General features: G+C 72.2%; 16 protein-coding genes. 9 read left to right on the forward strand and 7 right to left on the reverse strand.

The window, feature by feature from the left end; translation table 11 throughout:
• Positions 1-13 precede the first annotated feature (13 nt).
• A complete protein-coding gene (locus AQJ54_RS29015; RefSeq protein ID WP_062242152.1) occupies positions 14-763 on the reverse strand; it encodes a L,D-transpeptidase family protein in 750 nt (249 codons plus the stop codon).
• A 104-nt stretch (positions 764-867) separates the two neighbouring features.
• Positions 868-2253, reverse strand: a complete 1386-nt coding sequence (locus AQJ54_RS29020; protein WP_062242154.1) for a M1 family metallopeptidase — start codon at positions 2251-2253, stop codon at positions 868-870.
• A gap of 141 nt (positions 2254-2394) precedes the next feature.
• Between AQJ54_RS29020 and AQJ54_RS29025 the strand changes: the two genes are divergently transcribed.
• Positions 2395-2745, forward strand: a complete 351-nt coding sequence (locus AQJ54_RS29025; RefSeq protein WP_062030507.1) for a DUF488 domain-containing protein — start codon at positions 2395-2397, stop codon at positions 2743-2745.
• Positions 2746-2802: 57 nt separating this feature from the next.
• Here the strand turns inward: AQJ54_RS29025 and AQJ54_RS29030 are convergent, their stop codons facing one another.
• Both AQJ54_RS29030 and AQJ54_RS29035 read right to left on the reverse strand, forming a co-directional pair.
• The gene (locus AQJ54_RS29030; protein ID WP_062242156.1) at positions 2803-4476 is read right to left on the reverse strand and encodes an FAD-binding dehydrogenase; all 1674 of its coding nucleotides are present in this window, start codon (positions 4474-4476) and stop codon (positions 2803-2805) included.
• A gap of 17 nt (positions 4477-4493) precedes the next feature.
• The gene (locus tag AQJ54_RS29035) at positions 4494-5120 is read right to left on the reverse strand and encodes a TetR/AcrR family transcriptional regulator (RefSeq protein WP_062031064.1); all 627 of its coding nucleotides are present in this window, start codon (positions 5118-5120) and stop codon (positions 4494-4496) included.
• A 130-nt stretch (positions 5121-5250) separates the two neighbouring features.
• Between AQJ54_RS29035 and AQJ54_RS29040 the strand changes: the two genes are divergently transcribed.
• The 3 genes from AQJ54_RS29040 (at position 5251) to AQJ54_RS29050 (ending at position 8167) form a co-directional block, all read left to right on the forward strand.
• Positions 5251-5880 (forward strand): alpha-ketoglutarate-dependent dioxygenase AlkB, encoded by a 630-nt coding sequence (locus tag AQJ54_RS29040; protein WP_062242158.1) that lies wholly within the window; start codon positions 5251-5253, stop codon positions 5878-5880.
• Positions 5881-6138: 258 nt separating this feature from the next.
• The gene (locus AQJ54_RS29045) at positions 6139-6885 is read left to right on the forward strand and encodes an MBL fold metallo-hydrolase (protein ID WP_062030501.1); all 747 of its coding nucleotides are present in this window, start codon (positions 6139-6141) and stop codon (positions 6883-6885) included.
• Between the two features lie 40 nt (positions 6886-6925).
• On the forward strand, positions 6926-8167 hold the full coding sequence (locus AQJ54_RS29050) for a DUF4032 domain-containing protein (protein WP_062030499.1): 1242 nt from the start codon (positions 6926-6928) through the stop codon (positions 8165-8167).
• A gap of 1 nt (position 8168) precedes the next feature.
• Here the strand turns inward: AQJ54_RS29050 and AQJ54_RS29055 are convergent, their stop codons facing one another.
• A complete protein-coding gene (locus AQJ54_RS29055) occupies positions 8169-9041 on the reverse strand; it encodes a universal stress protein (RefSeq protein WP_062242159.1) in 873 nt (290 codons plus the stop codon).
• A gap of 58 nt (positions 9042-9099) precedes the next feature.
• Between AQJ54_RS29055 and AQJ54_RS29060 the strand changes: the two genes are divergently transcribed.
• The 5 genes from AQJ54_RS29060 to AQJ54_RS29080 all read left to right on the forward strand — a co-directional run bounded on the left by AQJ54_RS29060 (position 9100) and on the right by AQJ54_RS29080 (position 16184).
• A complete protein-coding gene (locus AQJ54_RS29060) occupies positions 9100-9453 on the forward strand; it encodes a VOC family protein (protein ID WP_062030496.1) in 354 nt (117 codons plus the stop codon).
• Between the two features lie 191 nt (positions 9454-9644).
• A complete protein-coding gene (locus AQJ54_RS29065; RefSeq protein WP_062242161.1) occupies positions 9645-11321 on the forward strand; it encodes an NAD(P)/FAD-dependent oxidoreductase in 1677 nt (558 codons plus the stop codon).
• The gene (locus tag AQJ54_RS29070) at positions 11318-12778 is read left to right on the forward strand and encodes an ATP-binding protein (protein ID WP_062032209.1); all 1461 of its coding nucleotides are present in this window, start codon (positions 11318-11320) and stop codon (positions 12776-12778) included. Before AQJ54_RS29065 ends, AQJ54_RS29070 begins: the two co-directional genes overlap by 4 nt.
• Complete coding sequence (locus AQJ54_RS29075; RefSeq protein WP_062032207.1) at positions 12775-13128, forward strand: UBP-type zinc finger domain-containing protein; 354 nt, start codon at positions 12775-12777, stop codon at positions 13126-13128. The genes AQJ54_RS29070 and AQJ54_RS29075 overlap by 4 nt, the downstream gene beginning before the upstream one ends.
• A gap of 113 nt (positions 13129-13241) precedes the next feature.
• A complete protein-coding gene (locus AQJ54_RS29080) occupies positions 13242-16184 on the forward strand; it encodes a helix-turn-helix transcriptional regulator (RefSeq protein WP_062242163.1) in 2943 nt (980 codons plus the stop codon).
• On the opposite strand, the gene AQJ54_RS29085 is transcribed toward AQJ54_RS29080, so the two are convergent.
• Together AQJ54_RS29085 and AQJ54_RS29090 are read right to left on the reverse strand one after the other, a co-directional pair.
• Complete coding sequence (locus AQJ54_RS29085; protein WP_062242165.1) at positions 16181-17386, reverse strand: SGNH/GDSL hydrolase family protein; 1206 nt, start codon at positions 17384-17386, stop codon at positions 16181-16183. The genes AQJ54_RS29080 and AQJ54_RS29085 overlap by 4 nt on opposite strands.
• Entirely contained in the window at positions 17383-19725 is a 2343-nt protein-coding gene (locus tag AQJ54_RS29090) for a glycosyl hydrolase family 95 catalytic domain-containing protein (protein WP_062242167.1), read from the reverse strand. The genes AQJ54_RS29085 and AQJ54_RS29090 overlap by 4 nt, the downstream gene beginning before the upstream one ends.
• Positions 19726-19761 lie beyond the last annotated feature (36 nt).

Raw genomic sequence — 19761 nt, forward strand, 5'->3', positions numbered from 1 at the left:
GATCCTAAGCGCTTCAGCGGGCCAGGGACGGGCCGTCGCCCATCACGACCACGGGATGCAGGCCGGGGTCCAGGGTGCGGAGCAGTTCCTTCATGTGCTCCTCGGAGACGCTCACACAGCCGTGGGTGGGGCCGCCGTGGTCGACGTGGAGCCAGATCCCGCCACCGCGGCCCGCGCCCATCGGGCGGGTCCAGTCCAGGGGCGAGGTGCCGGGCCGCCGGTTGTAGTCGATGGCGATCACGTAGTCGAACGACCCGGCCAGCGGCTCGCCCTCGAAGCCGGTGCCGGGTGCGGTGAAGCTGCCGGAGCGGTCGTACGGCAGCTTCGTGCCGGGGTTCCTCAGCAGTCCTCCGGCGTCGGTGAGGGTGTAGACGCCGATCGGTGAGCGCAGGTCGCCCGCGAGGTGGTGGTCGGTCCAGCCCTTGAGGGCGTTGTGCGCGGGCCAGCTCTCGCCGGCCCGCCAGCCCGCCTCGGTGCGCTGGAAGAGGACCACGGTCGAGTCCGAGGAGTCGGGGCCCTCTCCGGTGACGACGACGGCCTGCCGGGCGTCGGCCGGTACCTTCGCCCAGGTCTTCGGGCCGAGGCCGGGTATCTGCTGGGGAGCCACCTCGACGGAGATCTCCGGAGAGGGCGTGGGCACCGGCTCCGGAGTCTCGCGTGCGGGCGCGGGCGCGCCCTCCGTACTGGCCAGGGCACCGCCGCCGCATCCGGTCAGAAGAAGGGATGCGGCGAGCAGGGCCACATGGGTTCTGCGTGTGATCATGATGCGACTCTGACGGAGAGTTGTAAGAAACTCGTCAGGTTCCAGGGCCGGTTCGGCAGGTTCCAGGGCCGGTTCGGCGGGTTCCAGGGCCGGTTCGGCGGGTTCTAGGGCCGGTTCGGCTTGCCCGGGGTGTAGAGCCAGGTCTTGAACAGTCCGTCCAGCTTCTTCCCCGAGACCTTCTCCGCCAGTCGCTCGAACTGTGCGGTGGTGCCGTGGCCGTCCCGGTGTCCGCCCGCCCAGGCGCGCAGGATCCCGAAGAACGCCCGGTCGCCCACGGTCGTGCGCAGCACGTGCAGGGTCATGGCGCCGCGGGCGTAGACGGGGGTGCCGAAGATGTTGCCGCCGCTGCCGGGATCGCCGGGCGGGAACTCCCACAGCTCGTCGCTCGCGGGCTTCGCGTAGAGGTCGTCGAAGGCCTTCTGCGCGCTGTCCCCGCCGTGCTGCTCGGCGTACAGCCACTCCGCGTAGGTCGCGAAGCCCTCGTTGAGCCAGATGTCCTTCCACGAGGTCAGCGACACGGAGTCGCCGAACCACTGGTGGGCGTTCTCGTGGACGAGGGTGCTCAGGTCGGGCGCCCGGTCGTAGACGGGACGGGACTGGGTCTCCAGCGCGTAGCCGACGTTCGGGGCGTGGTCCACGATCGAGCCGGCGGCGCGGAAGGGGTAGCGCCCGAAGAGCTTGCTCTCCCATTCCAGAACGGAGGGCAGCTTCTTGAGGACGGGGGCCGCGGCGGCCGCCTCGCGCGCGTCGACGGCGTTGTAGACGCGGATGCCGTCGCGGGTGGTGAACTGCTCGACCTTGAACTTCCCGACGGTCGCGGTGGCCAGGTAGGCGGCCATGGGCTCGCTCTGGCGCCAGCGGAACGTGGTCTTCCCGTGCGTGGTCCGCTGGGAGCGCAGCACGCCGTTGGCGACCGCGGTGCGCCCCTTGGGGACGGTGATTGTGAAGTCGTACGACGACTTGTCCTTGGGGTGGTTGTTCGCCGGGAACCAGGTCATCGCGCCCTGCGGCTCCCCGGCGACGAAGGCGCCGTCGTCGGTGGGGATCCACCCGTCGAGCGAGCCGTCCGGGTCCTTGACGGGGCCCGGCTTGCCCTTGTAGGTGACCGTCACGGAGAAGCGCTCGCCCTTGCTCAGGGCGCGCCTCGGGGTGACGACGAGTTCCTGTCCGTCGCGGCGGAAGGCGGCCTTGGCGTGACCGACCGTCAGACCGGTGACCGTCAGTCCCTTGAAGTCGAGGTCGAAGCGGGTCAGGCGCTGGGTGGCGCGGGCCGTGAGGACCGCCTTGCCGTCGAGGTGCCGGGTGCCGGGGTCGTAACCGAGGGTCAGGTCGTAGTGCTCGACGTGGTATCCGCCGTTGCCGGCGAGGGGGAAGTAGGGGTCTCCCACTCCCTTGGAACCCGTCGCCGCGGGTGCCGCGGCGCCGATCAGGGCCACGAGGGCGACGGGGGTGGTGACGAGGACGAAGGTGCGTCTGGCGGCCTTCGGCACGTGCGCTCCTACAGATGGGGGGCGAATGGTCGCCTCACCCTAAAGGCCGGGCGCGATGCGACTCACCCATGATCAGGTCAAGTCGCGGCAGGTCGGACAGTACGCTCGCGGCACACCCAGCACTTCGTCGAGAGGCCTGCCGTGAGCGTGCGCGTCCGCCGTGTCTACGACCCGCCCGAGCCGGAGGACGGCGTCCGCGTCCTGGTGGACCGGCTGTGGCCGCGCGGCCTGTCGAAGGACGCGGCCCGCGTGGACGCATGGCCGAAGGCGCTCACCCCGTCCACCGAGCTGCGCCGCTGGTACCACGCGGGCGAGGGTTCCTACGAGGAGTTCGCCGAGCGGTACGAGGCGGAGCTGGCCGCACCCGAGGCCGTCGAGTCCCTCGACGGGCTGAGGGAGTTGGCGCACCAGGGCGACATGACCCTGCTGACGGCGTCGAAGACACCGGAACAGAGCCACGCCACGGTCCTGGCCGGGCTGTTGGGGTCCTAGCCCGCCCCGGTGGGCCGGACCCCGCTCACCGGCTCACCGGCTCGCCTGCCCCCAGCCCTAGCCGACCTGCTTCGCGGCCGCCCGGCCCGCCGCGCGGCCGGAGAAGAGGCAGCCGCCGAGGAAGGTGCCCTCCAGGGCGTTGTAGCCGTGGACGCCGCCGCCGCCGAAGCCGGCCACCTCGCCCGCCGCGTAGAGGCCTTCGAGCGGCTTGCCGTCGGTGCCCAGGGCGCGGGAGTCGAGGTCGGTCTGGATGCCGCCGAGGGTCTTGCGGGTCAGGATGTGCAGCTTGACGCCGATCAGGGGGCCCGCCGCGGGGTCGAGGATGCGGTGCGGGGTGGCGACCCGGCCGAGACGGTCGCCGATGTAGCGGCGGGCGTTGCGGATGCCCTGCACCTGGGCGTCCTTGCTGTAGGAGTTGGCGATCTGGAGGTCGCGGGCCTCGATCTGGCGGCGGATCGAGGCGGCGTCCAGGAGGGCCTTGTCCGTGAGGCCGTTCATCTTCTCGACCAGCTGCTCCAGGTTCGGGGCGGTCACGAAGTCCGCGCCCTTGCGCAGGAACGCGTCGACCGGCCCGGGCGCGCCCTTGCCGAGGACACGCTCCTTGAGGAAGCCCGCGCGGTCCTTGGCGGTGATGTCGGGGTTCTGCTCGGAGCCGGAGAGCGCGAACTCCTTCTCGATGATCTTCTGGGTGAGGATGAACCAGGAGTGGCCGTGCTCCGCGATGTCCTCGGTGGTGCGCAGGTGCCGGAGGGTGCCGAGGGTGTCGTAGCCGGGCAGACACGGGTCGGGCAGCCGGCGGCCGAGGGCGTCGAACCACATCGAGGACGGGCCGGGCAGGATGCGGATGCCGTGGCCGGGCCAGATGGGGTCCCAGTTCTGGATGCCCTCGGTGTAGTGCCACATGCGGTCGCGGTTGACCAGGCGGACCCCTGCGTCCGCGCTGATGTCGAGCATCCGGCCGTCGACGTAGGCGGGCACGCCGGTGACCATCTCGGCGGGCGGGGTGCCGAGCCGTTCGGGCCAGTAGCGGCGGACGATGTCGTGGTTGGCGCCGATGCCGCCGGTGGTGACGACGACGGCCTGGGCGGTGAGTTCGAAGTCGCCGATCGGGTCGCGGTTGGAGGCCACCCCGCGCGCGGAGTCGTCCTGGGCGAGAACCGTCCCGCGCACGCCTCGCGCGGTGCCGTCCTCGATGACCAGCTCGTCGACCTGGTGGCGGTGGTAGAAGGTCAACAGTCCGTCACGGGCGGCCTGTTTGGCGTAGCCGACGAACGGCTCGACGACACCGGTGCCGGTGCCCCAGGCGATGTGGAAGCGCGGCACGGAGTTGCCGTGGCCGTGCGCGGTCAGGTCGCCGCGCTCGGCCCAGCCGACGGTGGGCAGGAACTTGATGCCGTGCCCCTCCAGCCAGGACCGCTTCTCCCCCGCCGCGAACTCGACGTAGGCGCGCGCCCAGCGCACCGCCCAGGAGTCCTCGTCGTCGACGCGGTCGAACCCGGCACTGCCCTGCCAGTCGCTCCAGGCGAGGTCGAAGGAGTCCTTGATGCCGAGGCGGCGCTGTTCCGGGGAGTCGACGAGGAAGAGCCCGCCGAAGGACCAGAAGGCCTGGCCGCCGAGGTTGGCGGCGTTCTCCTGGTCGACCAGTGCGACCCGCTTGCCGCGGCTGGTGAGTTCGTGCGCGGCGACCAGGCCCGCGAGCCCCGCTCCGACGACGATGACGTCGGCATCCATGGCGACCGTCCCTTCCCTCATACGGTGGTGTCGCTGCCGTCGGTGAGCAGCGCGGTGAGCAGTTGCCTGAGCCAGGCGCGGGCCCGCTCCAGGTCCCCGTCCAGCAGCAGTTGGACGGTGACCCCGTCGTAGGCGGCGACCACGGCGTGGGCGGCCCCCTCCGCGTCGACCAGCACGGCGGGCAGTGCGGCTTCCCCACGCGTGCGTGCCAGCCGGTCGGCGATCGCCCGCCGGAGCCGCGCCCGGTGTTCGAGCAGGGTGCGGGCGACCTCGGGGGCGCGGGCCGCGTGGACCAGGAAGTCGGTCTTGACCAGCAGCCAGTCCCGGTCCAGGAGCAGCACCTCGGTCACCCGGTCGACGGCGGCCGGCACGTCGAGTCCCGGTCCGTCGAGGGCGAGGGCTCCGGCGACCTGTTCCGCGATCAGCTCGGCGCGCTGCTGGTAGAGCGCGAAGAAGAGCTCGTCGAGGCTGTCGAAGTTCGAGTAGAAGGCGCCCCGGCTGTAGCCGGCGGCCTCGCAGACCTCCTCGATCGACACCCGGCCGAAGCCCTTGGCGGCGAAGACCGCGAAGGCCGCGTCGAGGAGGTTGGCACGGGTGCGGACCCGGCGCTTGGTCACACGCCTGGCCGTCTCTTCCACCGCCATGTCCGCCTCCATTCGATACATGAATGTATCCGATACACCGATGTATCGAAAGAGGCGAGCGCCTGGGAAGGCCGAACATCTCGACGGATCCCATTGGAACAGATTTTCGAATCAGGAGTACGCTGGATCCATGACCGCGCACCTCCAGGGCTCCCTCTTCGACCAGACCGACCAGCTCCGGCTCGGCTCCCTCGACGGGATCCGCCGTACCGTGCTGGGTCTCGGCGCCTGGATCGACGTACTGCCCGGCTGGCTCACCGGCTCCGACACCCTGTTCGAACAGCTGGCCGACGAGGTGCCCTGGCGGGCGGAGCGCCGCACGATGTACGACCACGTCGTCGACGTACCGCGGCTGCTGGCCTTCTACCGCGCGGACGACGCCCTGCCGCACCCCGTGCTGGAGGAGGCGCGGGCGGCGCTCACCGCTCACTACGCCGACGAACTCGGCGAGCCGTTCACCACGGCCGGGCTCTGCTACTACCGGGACGGCCGGGACTCCGTCGCCTGGCACGGCGACCGGGGCGGGCGGGGCGGCCGCTACGACACCATGGTCGCGATCCTCTCCGTGGGCGCGCCGCGCGACCTGCTGCTGCGGCCGGCGCGTGGCGGCGGCGAGACGGTACGGCGGCCGCTGGGCCACGGCGACCTGATCGTGATGGGCGGCTCCTGCCAGCGCACCTGGGAGCACTCGGTACCGAAGACCACGCGCGCGACGGGACCGCGGATCAGCATCCAGTTCCGCCCGCACGGCGTGCACTGAGGCGGAGAGGCGGCCGCTTCGGGGCACGCGGGGGCTGCCTCCGGCGGACGGTGCCGGAGGCAGCCCCGTCCCGCGGCGAGCCGGACGGGCGGGGCCCTGTGCGCGCAGGTCCCGATGCCCGAGCCCGTCCCGCCGAAAGCACATGCCGGAAGTGCAGGGGAAGTTGAGCGCTGGAGGACCGGTACCCGGCGCTCCGGATCGGCTGAGCGTCTGCTTTGCTGTGTGCCGTCGGGCAGGTACTCAGCGGGCGGGGCGATCATGAGCGCGGGCGTGCAGCAAGTCGCGGACGGCACCTATCTGGTGCACGGCAGCAACACCAACTGGGTGATCCTGACCGAGGGAAGCTCCGCCACGCTCGTCGACACCGGCTACCCGGGCGACCGGGAGCAGCTGCTCGCCTCCCTGACCGAGGTGGGCAGTTCACCGGAGGCGGTCACCGCCGTCCTCGTCACGCACGCCCACAACGACCACCTGGGCTCCGCCGAGTACCTGCGCACCGCCTACGGCACGCCGGTCTATCTGCACGAGGCCGAAGTGCCCCACGCACGGCGGGACTTCCTGCACCAGGTGTCCGTGGGGACGGTCCTGAAGAACGGCTGGCGGCCCGGTGTGCTGCCGTGGGCGGTACACGCGATCCGTGTGGGCGGCACCGCCCATGTGCCGGTCGCCTCCCCGCAGCCGTTCCCGGCCGAGGGCGCCCTGGACCTGCCCGGCCGTCCGGTGCCCGTGCACACGCCGGGCCACACCGACGGGCACTGCGCCTTCCACCTTCCCGAGCGGGGGGTGCTGATCTCCGGCGACGCCCTGGTGAGCGGCCACGCCACGTCCCGGGTCAAAGGGCCCCAGCTGCTGCCGGACATGTTCCACCACGAACGCGCGCGTGCCGTGGCCTCCCTGGACGTCCTCGCCGGGCTGGAGGGCGACGCACTGCTTCCCGGGCACGGTCCGCTCCACCGCGGTCCGGTCCGTGAAGCGGCACTTCAGGCGCGGGACCGCGCGCTCTAAGGTGAGGTGACGATCACCGGCCGGACAAGGACACCGCACCATGGCACTGCAGATCAGCGCGACGAACCCGGAGCACCCCGCGCTCCTGCTGGAACTGCCCTGGCACCTGCCGCTGGAGGAGTGGCCGGAGGAGGTCCTGGTCCCGCTGCCGCGCGGAATATCCCGGCACGTGGTGCGTTACGCGCGCGCCGGCGACGAGGTCATCGCCGTCAAGGAACTGGCCGAGCGCCCGGCGCTGCGCGAGTACGAGCTGCTGCGCGACCTGGACCGGCTTGCCATCCCCGCCGTCGACCCGCTGGCCGTGGTCACCGGGCGCACCGACGCCGACGACGCGCCCCTGGAGTCGGTGCTGGTCACCCGGCACCTGGGCGGCTCGATGCCGTACCGCTCGATGTTCGAGACGACCATGCGGCCCGCCACCATGCACCGCCTGATGGACGCCCTGGCCGTCCTGCTGGTCCGGCTGCACCTGGCCGGGTTCGCCTGGGGCGACTGCTCCCTGTCCAACACCCTGTTCCGGCGCGACGCGGGCGCCTACGCCGCCTACCTGGTGGACGCCGAGACGGGTGACCTGCATCCGCAGCTCAGCCCCGGGCAGCGGGACTACGACCTGGACCTCGCCCGCGTCAACATCAGCGGCGAGCTGCTCGACCTGGAGGCCTCGGGGGCGCTGCACCCCTCCGTGGACGCCATCGAGTTCGGCATGGAGATCTGCTCGCGCTACGGCAGCCTGTGGGACGAGCTGACCCGCAGGTCGGTGTACCCGGCGGGCAAGTACCACTTCATCGAGCGCCGGATCCGGCGGCTGAACGACCTCGGCTTCGACGTGGCCGAGATGCAGATCGAGCACGCCCCGAACGGGGACTCGGTCACGTTCGTGCCGAAGGTCGTGGACGCCGGCCACCACCAGCGCCAGCTGCTGCGCCTGACCGGCCTGGACACCGAGGAGAACCAGGCCCGGCGGCTGCTCAACGACCTGGAGAGCTGGATGGCCACCCAGGACGACTACGCCCCGGGCGACCCCCTCGGCGCCCGCCCGGAGGTGCTCGCGCACCGCTGGGTACGGGACGTCTTCCGGCCGACCGTGCGGGCCGTGCCACCGGAGATGCGCGGCTCGATGGACCCGGCCGAGATCTACCACGAGCTGCTCGAACACCGCTGGTACCTGTCCGAGCGGGCCCAGCACGACATCGGGCTCGACACGGCCGTCGAGGACTACATCACGAACATCCTCCCCAAGGCCCGTGAGACGCTCCAGCCCACCCCCGCCACCGCCGAGTGACTCAGGTGTGCGGCACCACCGCCACCGGGCAGTCCGCGTGGTGCAGCACGCCGTGCGCCACCGAGCCGATGCGGGCGCCGACGGCGGTACGGCGGGCCCGGCGGCCGACGACCATCAGCTGCGCCCGTGCCGACATCGACAGCAGCACCTGACCGGCGCTGCCCATCTCCACGTGCTCGGCGACCGGCACGTCGGAGAAGCGCTCCCGCCACGGCTGGAGCGCGGTGGCCAGGGCCTTCTTCTCGTACGGCTCCAAGCCGCCGGCCTCGTCGAGCAGTTTGAGCGAGCCGGGGCTGTAGGCGAACACCGGCGGCAGGGTCCAGGCCCGCACGGCACGGACCGTGGCTCCCCGGGCGGCCGCCGTCTCGAAGGCGAACCGCAGGGTCTCGGCGCTGTCCTCCGGGTCGCCCTCCTGACCGACGACGATCTCGTGTCCCGCGGCCTCCGCGGTGCCCTGGTCGCCGGCGCGGACCAGGACGACGGGCCGGGTCGCCTCGGCGATCACCTGCCGGCCGACCGAGCCCAGCAGGAAGCCGACCACGGGGCCGTACCCGCGGGAGCCGAGGACCAGCAGTTCGGAGTCGGCCGCGGCGGCGACCAGCACGTCCACGCTGCCGCCCTCCACCAGGTCGGTGTCCACCTCAAGACCGGTGTGCCGCCCCGTGACGGCCCGCACGGCCTCGGCCATCGCGTCCCGCGCCCAGTTCGCCTGCGTGTCCCGGTCGCCGGCGTCGATCCCCTCGTACGCCTGGAACCGCCAGGCGTGCACCACCCGCAGCCCCGTGCCCCGCCGGACCGCCTCCCGGGCGGCCCAGCCCAGTGCGGCGAGGCTCTCCTCGGTTCCGTCGATGCCTGCGGTGATCGGGCCGGGCATGGGGTGGCCTCCTTTTATCGCGGTGACGTGGAACCCCAGTCTTCACTACGCTGCCGGAATGACCTTGGAATGGGAGCAAGTGATCGTGGACTCCGCCGACCCCGCGGCGCTCGGGCGCTGGTGGGCGGAGGCGCTGGGCTGGGTGGTGGTCGAGGACTCCCCCGACGAGTTCGAGATCCGTCCCGAGAAGGACCGGATCCCGGGGCTGCTGTTCGTGCCGGTGCCGGAGGCGAAGACCGTCAAGAACCGGCTCCACCTCGACTTCCGGCCCGACGACCACGAGGCCGAGGTCGCCCGCTTCCTGGCCCTGGGCGCACGGCACGCGGACATCGGGCAGGGCGAGCAGTCGTGGGTGACGCTCCTGGACCCCGAGGGCAACGAGTTCTGCGTGCTGGGCGAGCGCCGGACCTGACGCCCTTTCCGCGTCCCGGGCGGCGCCGGGCCCGACCCACGCTTCCGCGTGCCGGGCCGGCGCCGAGCCTGACCCCGGCAGGGTCCGTCATCCCGGCGCGAAGCCGGGCGATCGAACATACGATGGGCGGGACCGGGCCGGTGACCCGGGGGGCGCCGTGCCCCCACGGACCGCCCGGGGTGGGGAGACGTATGGCACAGGCCGCCGAATCGGCGCGGACCGTCATCCTGACCGTGGACGACGACCCGGGGGTCTCCCGTGCCGTCGCCCGCGACCTGCGGCGGCGCTACGGCGAGTCGTACCGGATCGTGCGCGCGGAGTCCGGCGAGTCCGCGCTGGAGGCGCTGCGGGAGCTGAAGCTGCGCGGCGACCTCGTGGCGGTGATCCTGGCCGACTACCGCATGCCGCAGATGAACGGCATCGAGTTCCTGGAACAGGCCCTGGACGTGTATCCGGGGGCCCGCCGCGTGCTGCTGACGGCGTACGCGGACACCAACGCGGCGATCGACGCGATCAACGTCGTCGACCTCGACCACTACCTCCTCAAGCCCTGGGACCCGCCCGAGGAGAAGCTCTACCCGGTCCTCGACGACCTCCTGGAGGCGTGGCGGTCCAGCGACTACCGGCCCGTCCCGGCCACCAAGGTGATCGGACACCGCTGGTCGGCGCGCTCCTCGGACGTCCGGGAGTTCCTGGCCCGCAACCAGGTGCCCTACCGCTGGTACTCCACCGACGAGCCCGAGGGGCAGCGGCTGCTGACCGCCGCGGGCCAGGACGGGCAGCGGCTGCCGGTGGTCATCACCCCGGACGGCACCCCCCTGGTCAAGCCGGAGGCGCCCGACCTGGCCGCCCATGTCGGCCTGGCCACGACCCCCACCGCCGACTTCTACGACCTCGTCGTCATCGGAGGCGGCCCGGCCGGGCTCGGAGCCGCGGTGTACGGGGCCTCGGAGGGGCTGCGGACCGTACTCGTGGAGCGCTCGGCGACCGGCGGGCAGGCCGGCCAGAGCTCCCGGATCGAGAACTACCTCGGCTTCCCCGACGGCGTGTCCGGCGGCCAGCTCACCGACCGAGCCCGGCGCCAGGCCACCAAGTTCGGCGCCGAGATCCTCACCGCCCGTGAGGTGGCGGGCCTGGAGATCAACGGCGCGGCCCGTACCGTGCGCTTCACGGACGGGTCGGCGGTGGCCGCGCACAGCGTGATCCTGGCGACCGGTGTCTCCTACCGGCAGCTGGAGGCGCCCGGCTGCACCGACCTGACCGGCTGCGGGGTGTACTACGGCTCGGCGCTGACCGAGGCGGCCTCCTGCCAGGGCCAGGACATCTACATCGTCGGCGGCGCCAACTCGGCCGGGCAGGCGGCCATGTACCTGTCCCGGGGCGCCAAGTCGGTGACCCTGCTGGTGCGCGGCCCCGACCTCGCCGCGTCGATGTCGTACTACCTGATCCAGCAGATCGAGGACGCCCCCAACATCTCGGTCCGCGCGCACACCGTCGTCGAGTCCGCGCACGGCTCCGACCACCTGGAACAGCTCACCCTGCGCGACACCCGGACCGGCGAGACCGAACGCGTCGACGCGCAGTGGATGTTCGTGTTCATCGGAGCGGCCCCGCTGACCGGCTGGCTGGACGGCACGGTGCTGCGCGACGAGCACGGGTTCATCCTGGCCGGGCCGGACCTCACCCCGGACGGGCGACCGCCGGCGGACTGGGAGCTGGACCGGCCGCCGTACCACCTGGAGACCAACATTCCGGGCGTGTTCGTCGCGGGCGACGCGCGCGCCGAGTCCGCGAAGCGGGTCGCGTCCGCCGTCGGAGAGGGAGCCATGGCCGTGATGCTCGTCCACCGGTATCTGGAGCAGTCGTGAGCGGGCAGTTGATGCCGTGCAGCCCCGGGGAGATCGGGTCGCTGTTCCTGTTCGAGAAGCTGTCCCCCGAGCAACTGGGGCAGTTGTGCGCGGCGGGGCGGGTCGAGAGGTTCGAGCCCGGTCCGGTGTACACCGAGGGTGAACCGGCCACCTGCTTCTACGTGATGATCGAGGGCACGGTCGTGCTCTCCCGCCGGGTCGGCGGCGACGACGTGGAGGTCAGCCGCACCTCGCAGCGCGGGGTGTACTCGGGGTCCATGCAGGCGTACCTGGGCGACCGGGTGCAGCAGACCTACAACAACTCCATGCGGGTCACGGAGCCTTCGCGGTTCTTCGTGCTGCCCGCGGAGACGTTCTCGGACTTCATGCAGGAATGGTTCCCGATGGCCGTGCACCTGCTGGAGGGGCTGTTCTTCGGTTCGAAGAACACCCAGCGGGCCATCGGGCAGCGGGAGCGGCTGCTGGCGCTCGGTTCCCTGTCGGCCGGACTGACCCATGAGCTCAACAACCCCGCCGCGGCGGCCGTGCGAGCGACCGCGACCCTGCGCGAGCGGGTGGGCAAGATGCGCCACAAGCTCGGCATCATCGCCCAGGGCTCGTACAGCCCCGAGGTGATGGCGAACCTCATCGACATCCAGGAGCGCACGGCCGAACGCGTCGCCAAAGCGCCGACGTTGAGCCCGCTGGAGGCCTCCGACCGGGAGGACGCGCTCGGTGACTGGCTCGACGACCACGGCATCCAGGACGGCTGGCGGATCGCGCCAACCTTCGTGCAGGCCGGGCTGGACGTCGACTGGCTGGACCAGGTCGCGGCCGCCCTCGACGAGGAGATGCTGCCGAACGCGATCGGCTGGCTCAACTACACCGTCGAGACCGAGCTGTTGATGGACGAGATCAACGACTCCACGGCCCGCATCTCACATCTCGTCGACGCGGCCAAGCAGTACTCCCAGCTGGACCGGGCGCCCTACCAGGTGGCCGACGTCCACGAACTCCTCGACAGCACCCTGCTGATGCTGTCCGGGAAGATCGGGCAGCAGATCAAGGTCGTCAAGGAGTACGACCGGACACTGCCGAGGATCCCCGCCTACCCCGCCGAGCTCAACCAGGTCTGGACGAACCTGATCGACAACGCGGTGCAGGCCATCAACAGCGTAGGCGGGGAAGGGACGTTGACCGTCCGGACCGCACTGGAGCACGACCGGCTGCTGGTGGAGTTCCGGGACACCGGGCCGGGGGTGCCGGCGGACATCCGCGGGCGGATCTTCGACCCCTTCTTCACCACCAAGCCGGTCGGTGAGGGGACGGGGCTCGGGCTCGACATCTCCTGGCGGATCGTGGTCAACAAGCACCACGGGACGCTCCAGGTGGAGTCGACGCCGGGTGACACCCGCTTCCAGGTGCTGCTTCCGCTGACCGCCGTGGACCCCGACGACACCACCGAGGAGCCTCAGTGACCGACATCAAGGGGATCGACCCGAGCGTGCCGCCGAGCGGGGACGGGTGCGTGGAGTGCGACGCGGCGGGCGGATGGTGGTTCCATCTGCGGCGGTGTGCGCAGTGCGGGCATGTGGGGTGCTGCGACTCCTCTCCCGGTCAGCACGCGAGTGGGCACTTCCGGGAGACCGGGCATCCGCTGGCGCGGAGCTTCGAGCCGGGTGAGGAGTGGTTCTGGAACTTCGAGACGGAGGAGATGTTCGAGGCAGGGCCGCAGTTGGCGGCGCCGGAGAGTCACCCTCGGTCGCAACCGTCTCCGGGGCCTGAGGGGAGGGTTCCGGCTGATTGGGCTCGGACGTTGCGCAGATGAGCCCGGGGCCGTCTGTCCGATGGCGGCTGCGGGTGCGTCGTGGCTGGTCGCGCAGTTCCCCGCGCCCCTAGGTGGGTCGACGCGCTGTCAGTGCCGAGTGCCAGGATGTTCTTGTGTCGCAGATCTCCAGCAGTACGCCTCTCATCGGGCGCGAAGACGAACTCGACCGGCTCTCCGGGGTGCTGGACCGGGTCCGGGGCGGGGAGGCGCGGGCCGTGCTCCTCGCCGGGGATGCCGGGGTCGGTAAAACGCGGCTGCTGAACGAGGTGACGGGGCAGGCCACTGCCGACGGAATGACCGTGGTCACCGGGCACTGTGTTGATCTCGGGGACGTCGGGTTGCCGTATCTGCCGTTCACCGAGGTGTTGGGGGCGGTTGCTCAGGACGAGCGGTTCGCGCCGGTGCTCGGTGCGTATCCCGTGGTGGAGCGGCTCATGGGGGGCGGTCCCGGCGACGAGGCCGGTGACCGGCTGCGGTTGTTCGAGGGGATCGCCGGGCTGCTCGCCGATCTCGCGGACCTCGCTCCCCTGCTCCTGGTCCTGGAGGACCTGCACTGGGCCGATCAGTCCTCGCGGGATCTGCTGCGGTTCCTGCTCAGCCGGGGGATCCTCCAGCGGTCGGCGGGCGGGGCGCCCACGCATCGGCTGGCCGTGCTCGCCTCCTACCGCGCCGACGACCTGCACCGGCGGCATCCGTTGCGGCCGCTGCTCGCCGAGCTGGTGCGGCTGCCCGCCGTGGAGCGGCTGGAGCTGCGGCCGATGCCGGACGCCGAGGTGGCCCGGCTGGTGCGGTCCCTGCGGGAGGGGCCGCTGTCCGACACCACCGTGCGGCGGATCGTCGAGCGGGCCGAGGGCAACGCCTTCTACGCCGAGGAACTGCTCGCCGCGACCGGGAGCGGGGACGGCGGAGTGCCCAGCGGGCTCGCCGATGTGCTGCTGATCCGCTTCGAGCAGCTGTCCGACACCGCTCAGCAGGTGCTGCGCACCGCCGCCGTGGCCGGGCGGCGCGTCGAGCACGACCTGCTGCGGGACGCCGTGGGACTGCCGGAGGAGGAGCTGGAGGGGGCGCTGCGGGAGGCCATCGGACGGCAGCTGCTGGTGCCGGGTGCCGGGGACACGTACGCGTTCCGGCACGCCCTGGCCCGGGAGGCCGTGTACGCCGATCTGCTGCCGGGTGAGCGGGCGCGGTTGCACGGGGCGTTCGCCCGGCTGATCGAAGGGCGCGGACCGCGGGCCGAGAGCGCGGCGGAGCGGGCCCACCACTACCGGGAGAGCCATGACCTGGCGTCCGCGCTCGCCGCCTCGCTGGAGGCGGCGGACCACGCCCAGCGGGTGGGGGCGCCCGCCGAGGAGCTACGGCATCTGGAGGCGGCCCTCGATCTGTGGTCGGCGGTGGAGCCGTCGGCGCGGCCCACCGGCGAGGGGGTGGACCGGGTCCGGTTGATGCTGCGGGCCTCGGCCGCCGCCGCGCACACCGGAGAACTGCACCGGGCCGTCTCGCTCACGCGGGCCGCGCTCGCCGGTGCCGGCCAGGAGGCGGACTCCGAACTCGCCGCCCGGGTGCGGTACACCCTCGCCGGCAATCTGATGAGCGTCGACAACCTCACCGCCGCCTTCGCCTACAGCAGCGAGGCGCTCGCCATGATCCCCGCCGAGCCGCCGTCCCGTACCTGGGTGTGGGCGGCGGCGACGCATGTGCTGGCCGCCCGCCATGTCGGGGAGAACGAGACCGCGCGGCGGGTCGCCCGGCAGGCCCTGAGCAGGGCGGAGGAGCTGGACGTGGCCGACGCCCAGGCGGATCTGCTGATCTCCCTGGCGGTCATCGAGGGCGACGGCCGTCGCTCGGTGGAGGGGCGGGAGCGGCTGCGGCGGGCGCGGGACCTGGCGCGCAGCTCCGGCAACGCCCCGGTGGAGATGCGCGCGCTGTTCAACCTCGCCGTCGGCACCTACGAGTCCGGGCACCTCGAGGAGTCCCTGCCCTGGATCACGGAGGGACTGGACCGCGCCCGTCGGGCCGGGCTGCTGTCGTCGCCGTACCCGATGGAGATGCGCTATCTCCAGCTGCTGGTGCTGTACACGCTGGGCCGCTGGGACGACTGTGTCCGCGCGGCGGCCGACGATGCGCAGGTGCTGCCCGCGGCCGGCGGGTACCGGGTCGGGCCCGCGCTCTATGTGGCGCTCGCGCGCGGTGACTTCAGGGCCGCCGACCGGGCTCGGAGCCTGTTGGAGGGGCCGTTCGACTGGATGGCCGCGCTGGTCGCGGGCATCGCGCTCACCGAGGCGGCGGCGCTGCAAGGCGACGCGGAGGCCGCTGTGGAGCGGATGCGGTCCACGGTCGACGTCCTCACCGACGACGCCGGAACACGTCCCCACGTCACCGTCCGGCTGGCGGCCCTCGCCCTGTCCGCGGTCGCCGACCGGGCCGCCGACCTTCGTCTCAAGGGAGACCAGGAAGGGGCGCGCCGGTGGGCGGAGACCGCGAGCGAGCTGGTGGAGTCGGCCAGGGCTCTCGCCGTGCACGGTGGGGTACCGCAGGGTCCGGAAGGCCAGGCGTGGCTGGCGCGGGCCGAGGCGGAGTGGACGCGGGCCGTGTCGGGGCCCGATCCCGAGGCCTGGGCGAAGGCGGTCGCCGCGTTCGACTTCGGTGACGTGTACGAACCGGCGCGCTGCCGGCTGTGGTACGCGGAGGCGCTGCTCGCGGCCGACCGGCGTGCGGAGGCCGCTGCCGAGGCGCTGGCCGCTCGTGAGGTGTTCGCGCGGCTGGGCGCCAAGGTGCTGCTGGATCGGGTGGACGAGCTGATCCGGCGCGGCCGGCTGGCCGAGGCCCCGGCCCCCGGCGCGTCGCTGCTCACGGCGCGTGAGCAGGACGTGCTGCGGTTGCTCGCCCGGGGGCGCAGCAACCGGCAGATCGGCGAGGAGCTGTTCATCACCGGCAAGACGGCCAGCGTCCATGTCTCCAACATCCTCGCCAAGCTGGGCGCGGCGAGCCGCACCGAGGCCGTGGCGGTCGCCTACCGGCAGGGACTGATCGTCCCGGAGACGACGGTCCGGGACTAACGGCGGTCGCATTCCAGGGAGTTGAGGTCGACGGAGTCCGCCATGGCCTGCATTCCCTTGTCGTTGGGATGGATGTGGTCCCCGCCGTCGAGGAACGGGAGCATCCGCTCGGGGTCGTAGGGGCTGCGCAGGACCCGGTCGAAGTCGGTGACGCCGTCGAACTCCTCCCGGTGGCCCCGGATGAAGTCGTTGACCTGCTGCCGTACGGCCTCGGCGGGCGGGTCCCACTCGGACCAGCCCTTGAAGGGGGCGATGGTGGAGACGACGACGCATTTTCCGGCGTCGTGGGCCCGGTCGACAATCTGGCGGTAGCCGCCGACGAGGTCCTGTGCCGTGACGCCGCTGTGGGCCTTGAGGTCGTTGACGCCCTCGAAGAGGAACACGGTGCGTACGCCCGGCTGGGACAGCACGTCCCGGTCGAGCCGGTTCAGGGCGCTGGGCCCGCCGCCGTCGGCCAGCACCTTGTTGCTGGAGATCCCCTCGTCGGCCACGCCCTTGACGGTGGTGTGCGCCTTCTGGAGGCGGCGGGCGAGGTAGTCGGGCCAGCGGCGGTTCCGGTCGCCGGTGGAGTGCCAGCCGTCGGTGATGGAGTCGCCGAGGGCGGCCACCGCACCGGTGGCGCCGGGCGTGCGCACCGAGACGGCGTCGAGGTAGAACCAGGACCCGATGGTGTCGGTCCAGTGCGCGCCGCTCTCCTCGGCGGTGTGGTCGCCCTGGGTGGCGTACGAGGTCTGAAGGGCCATGCCGTGGCCGGTGACCGGGCCGGCCGCGTCCGGGGTGTGGAGGCTGACGACCAGGTCCGAGCCGGCGGGCAGGCTGCCCGGCAGCGGGTCGCTGTACACGGTGGAGCCGGGTTCCACGACCGTGGAGGCCTCGCCGTCGAAGGTGAGCCGGCGGTTGCTGCCGTGCACCAGGTCGGCTCCCTTCAGCTGGAGGCCGGCGTAGACGCTGTCGAAGGTCACCGGGCGGTCGCCGAAGGCGTTGGAGAGCCGCACGCGCGGGTCGCGGCCGCCGGCGCTGGTGTGCACGACCATGCGGTAGCCGCGGTCGGCGGTCGAGTCGCCGATGCGGTAGGCACTGGCACCCCAGGTGATCACGCCGTCGGGCGGGCCGACCGCGGCGGGGGCGGGGGTGGCCTGGAGCGTGGCGGCCGCGACCGTGACGGCGAGCAGGCGGGCGCGGCGGACGGTCCGGCGCCTCATCGGCCGAATCCCCTCAGGGTGACGGCGGTCCCCGGCTTCAGCGTCACCGTCCGGGTGCTTCCCGCGTGGGCGACCGTCGTGGTGCGGCCGCCGGTACTGCGGATCCGGGCTTCGGTCGGCTTCCCCTCACGCCAGTGCAGGTCCACGACGAATCCGCCGCGGACCGGCGCTCCGGTGAGGGAGCCGGCGGCGGCCCAGGCGTCGGGCAGGGCGGGCAGGAGTTCCAGGTGGCCGGGGCGGGAGTACAGCAGCATCTCGATCATCGCTGCGGGGGTACCCAGATTCGCGTCGATCTGAAAGATTCCGCGGCCCTTTTCCACTTCGTAGATGTCGAAGAGGTTGAAGGCGGTGCCGTTGCCGCCGCCGGTGGAGGGGCGGAGGTTGGTCGCCACCAGCCGGTAGGCCTTGTCCGCGTCCTTCAGCCGGGCCCAGCACAGGGCGCGCCAGGCGTTGGCCCAGCCGAAGCTCTCCATGCCGCGGGCGGTGAGCAGGGCGGTGGCGCCCTCGACGAGGTCGGCCGGGGTGGAGCCGTCGGGGCGGATGCGGTCGCCGGGGAACAGTCCGACGAGCGGGGACAGATGGCGGTGGGTGGTCTCGCCGAGGTTGTCGGGGGACATCCACTCCTCCAGCCAGCCGGTGGTGGGGCTGACCTCGGGGAGGTGGAGGCGTTTGCGGAGGCCGGCGATCGTGGCGGCGAACCCCGCGTCCTTCTTCAGCTCGGCGGCGGCCGTGCAGTAGTTGCCGAACAGGGTCCACACGAGTTCCTGGGCGTAGGTGATGCCCTTGGCGTCGAGGGGGCCGTGCTCGGGCGACCAGTCGCTGTCGGCGACCAGGACCTCCCGTGCGGTGCCGGGCAGGGTCATGGTCAGCAGCCGTGCCTCCCAGAACTCACAGGCGCCCTTCAGGAGCGGGTAGATCTTCTCCAGATGGTCCCGGGAGGCGGTGAACTCGTAGTGCTCGTAGAGGGAGTTGCACAGCCAGGCGTTGCCCGCCGGGTGCCACCACCAGCCGCCGCCACCGAACGGGTTGGTGGAGATGGCGACCGTCCAGCCGGCGTTCTTCCCGGTCGAGTTGCGGTAGCGGTTGCGGGAGTCGTTGAACAGCCTGCGGGTGAGCTCGGTCCAGGACGGGAGTTGGGCCACGCAGTAGTCGGTGAACGCGTCGAAGCACGCGGAGAGGCCGGTCCGGTCGGCCGCCCAGTAGTTCATCTGGAGGTTGATGTCGGTGTGGTAGTCGCCCATCCAGTCCGGGTCGTTGCCGTCGAGCCACAGTCCCTGGAGGTTGAGGGGCAGGCTGCCGCGCGACCCCGCGATCATCAGGTAGCGGCCGAACTGGAGGTACTGGGCCTCCAGTTCGGGGTCGGGCACGCCGTCACGGGCGCGCGCCCGGAGTCGCTCCCAGGTGTCGAGGGCCCGCTGGTCGGCGGAGGAGGTGCCGAGGGAGAGGCCCAAGCGCCCGTACAGGGCGTGGTGGTCGGCCGTGTGGGTGCGGAGCAGGGTGGCCGCCGAGTGCCGGGCTGCCGCCTGCACCTTGGTGCGGGCGAGCCGTTCGGGGTCGAGGGACGGGGCGCGGAAGCCGGCGGCCGCGTCGGGCGCGTAGTCGGTGCCGCCGCTGAGCACCACGGTCAGCTCCCGGCACCCGGCGAAGGTGATGTCCGGGCCGTTCACCCGGACGCGGCCGCCGCTGCCGTACGCCGTGATCGCGGCGCCGTAGCGCAGTCCGTTCGCAAGGGCCGCCCCGAAGGAGACCGCGGGCTGTTCGCCGTGTGTGCCTTCCAGTGTGATGGTGCCGGTGTAGTGGCCTCCCCCGCTCTGGGTGAAGTGCAGGACGATGACGTCGTCGGGGTGGCTGGCGAAGATCTCCCGGTGGTAGGTGACGCCGGAGCGGACGTACGAGGTGCCGTTGACGCCCCGGTCGAGGTCGAGGGTGCGGCGGTAGCCGGAGACGGTGGACAGGTCGTGGTCGGGGAGGTCCACGGTGAGCCGGGCCAGCAGGGTGAAGGAGCCGAAGTCCTGGCGGCCGTAGGGGAACTGGCCGTCGGCGTCGAGGGTGTCGTTGAGGCCGCCGGTCCACATCGTGGCGTCGGTGACGAGGAGCAGTTCGTGGCCGGGGTCGTTGCTCGCGAGGGCGCCGAGGCGGCCGTTGCCGACGGGCAGGCCCTGTTCGAGCATCGAGTGCTCGTCGGCGGGGGCCTGCCACCAGAGCCGGTGCCGCGGGTCGGCGACGGGGGCGGCTTCGGCGGCGGGTCTGCGGGGTGCCGCGGTGGCCCGGAAGGTCGGCAGGGCGGCGAGCACGGCGGTCAGTCCGAGAACACCGCGTCGGGAAGGGGCAGAGGTCATGGCGGCTCCTGGTGGCTCGGTCAGGACTTCGGGACG

Source organism: Streptomyces griseorubiginosus (assembly GCF_001514195.1).
Classification (GTDB): Bacteria; Actinomycetota; Actinomycetes; order Streptomycetales; family Streptomycetaceae; genus Streptomyces; species Streptomyces griseorubiginosus.

What these genes read in the sequence shown, in the direction of transcription:
- AQJ54_RS29015 (WP_062242152.1), bottom strand. Translation starts at nt 763, where the DNA reads ATGATCACACGCAGAACCCATGTGGCCCTGCTCGCCGCATCCCTTCTT.
- AQJ54_RS29030 (WP_062242156.1), bottom strand. Translation starts at nt 4,476, where the DNA reads ATGGATGCCGACGTCATCGTCGTCGGAGCGGGGCTCGCGGGCCTGGTC.
- AQJ54_RS29035 (WP_062031064.1), bottom strand. Translation starts at nt 5,120, where the DNA reads ATGGCGGTGGAAGAGACGGCCAGGCGTGTGACCAAGCGCCGGGTCCGC.
- AQJ54_RS29040 (WP_062242158.1), top strand. Translation starts at nt 5,251, where the DNA reads ATGACCGCGCACCTCCAGGGCTCCCTCTTCGACCAGACCGACCAGCTC.
- AQJ54_RS29045 (WP_062030501.1), top strand. Translation starts at nt 6,139, where the DNA reads ATGAGCGCGGGCGTGCAGCAAGTCGCGGACGGCACCTATCTGGTGCAC.
- AQJ54_RS29050 (WP_062030499.1), top strand. Translation starts at nt 6,926, where the DNA reads ATGGCACTGCAGATCAGCGCGACGAACCCGGAGCACCCCGCGCTCCTG.
- AQJ54_RS29055 (WP_062242159.1), bottom strand. Translation starts at nt 9,041, where the DNA reads ATGCCCGGCCCGATCACCGCAGGCATCGACGGAACCGAGGAGAGCCTC.
- AQJ54_RS29060 (WP_062030496.1), top strand. Translation starts at nt 9,100, where the DNA reads ATGACCTTGGAATGGGAGCAAGTGATCGTGGACTCCGCCGACCCCGCG.
- AQJ54_RS29065 (WP_062242161.1), top strand. Translation starts at nt 9,645, where the DNA reads ATGGCACAGGCCGCCGAATCGGCGCGGACCGTCATCCTGACCGTGGAC.
- AQJ54_RS29085 (WP_062242165.1), bottom strand. Translation starts at nt 17,386, where the DNA reads ATGAGGCGCCGGACCGTCCGCCGCGCCCGCCTGCTCGCCGTCACGGTC.
- AQJ54_RS29090 (WP_062242167.1), bottom strand. Translation starts at nt 19,725, where the DNA reads ATGACCTCTGCCCCTTCCCGACGCGGTGTTCTCGGACTGACCGCCGTG.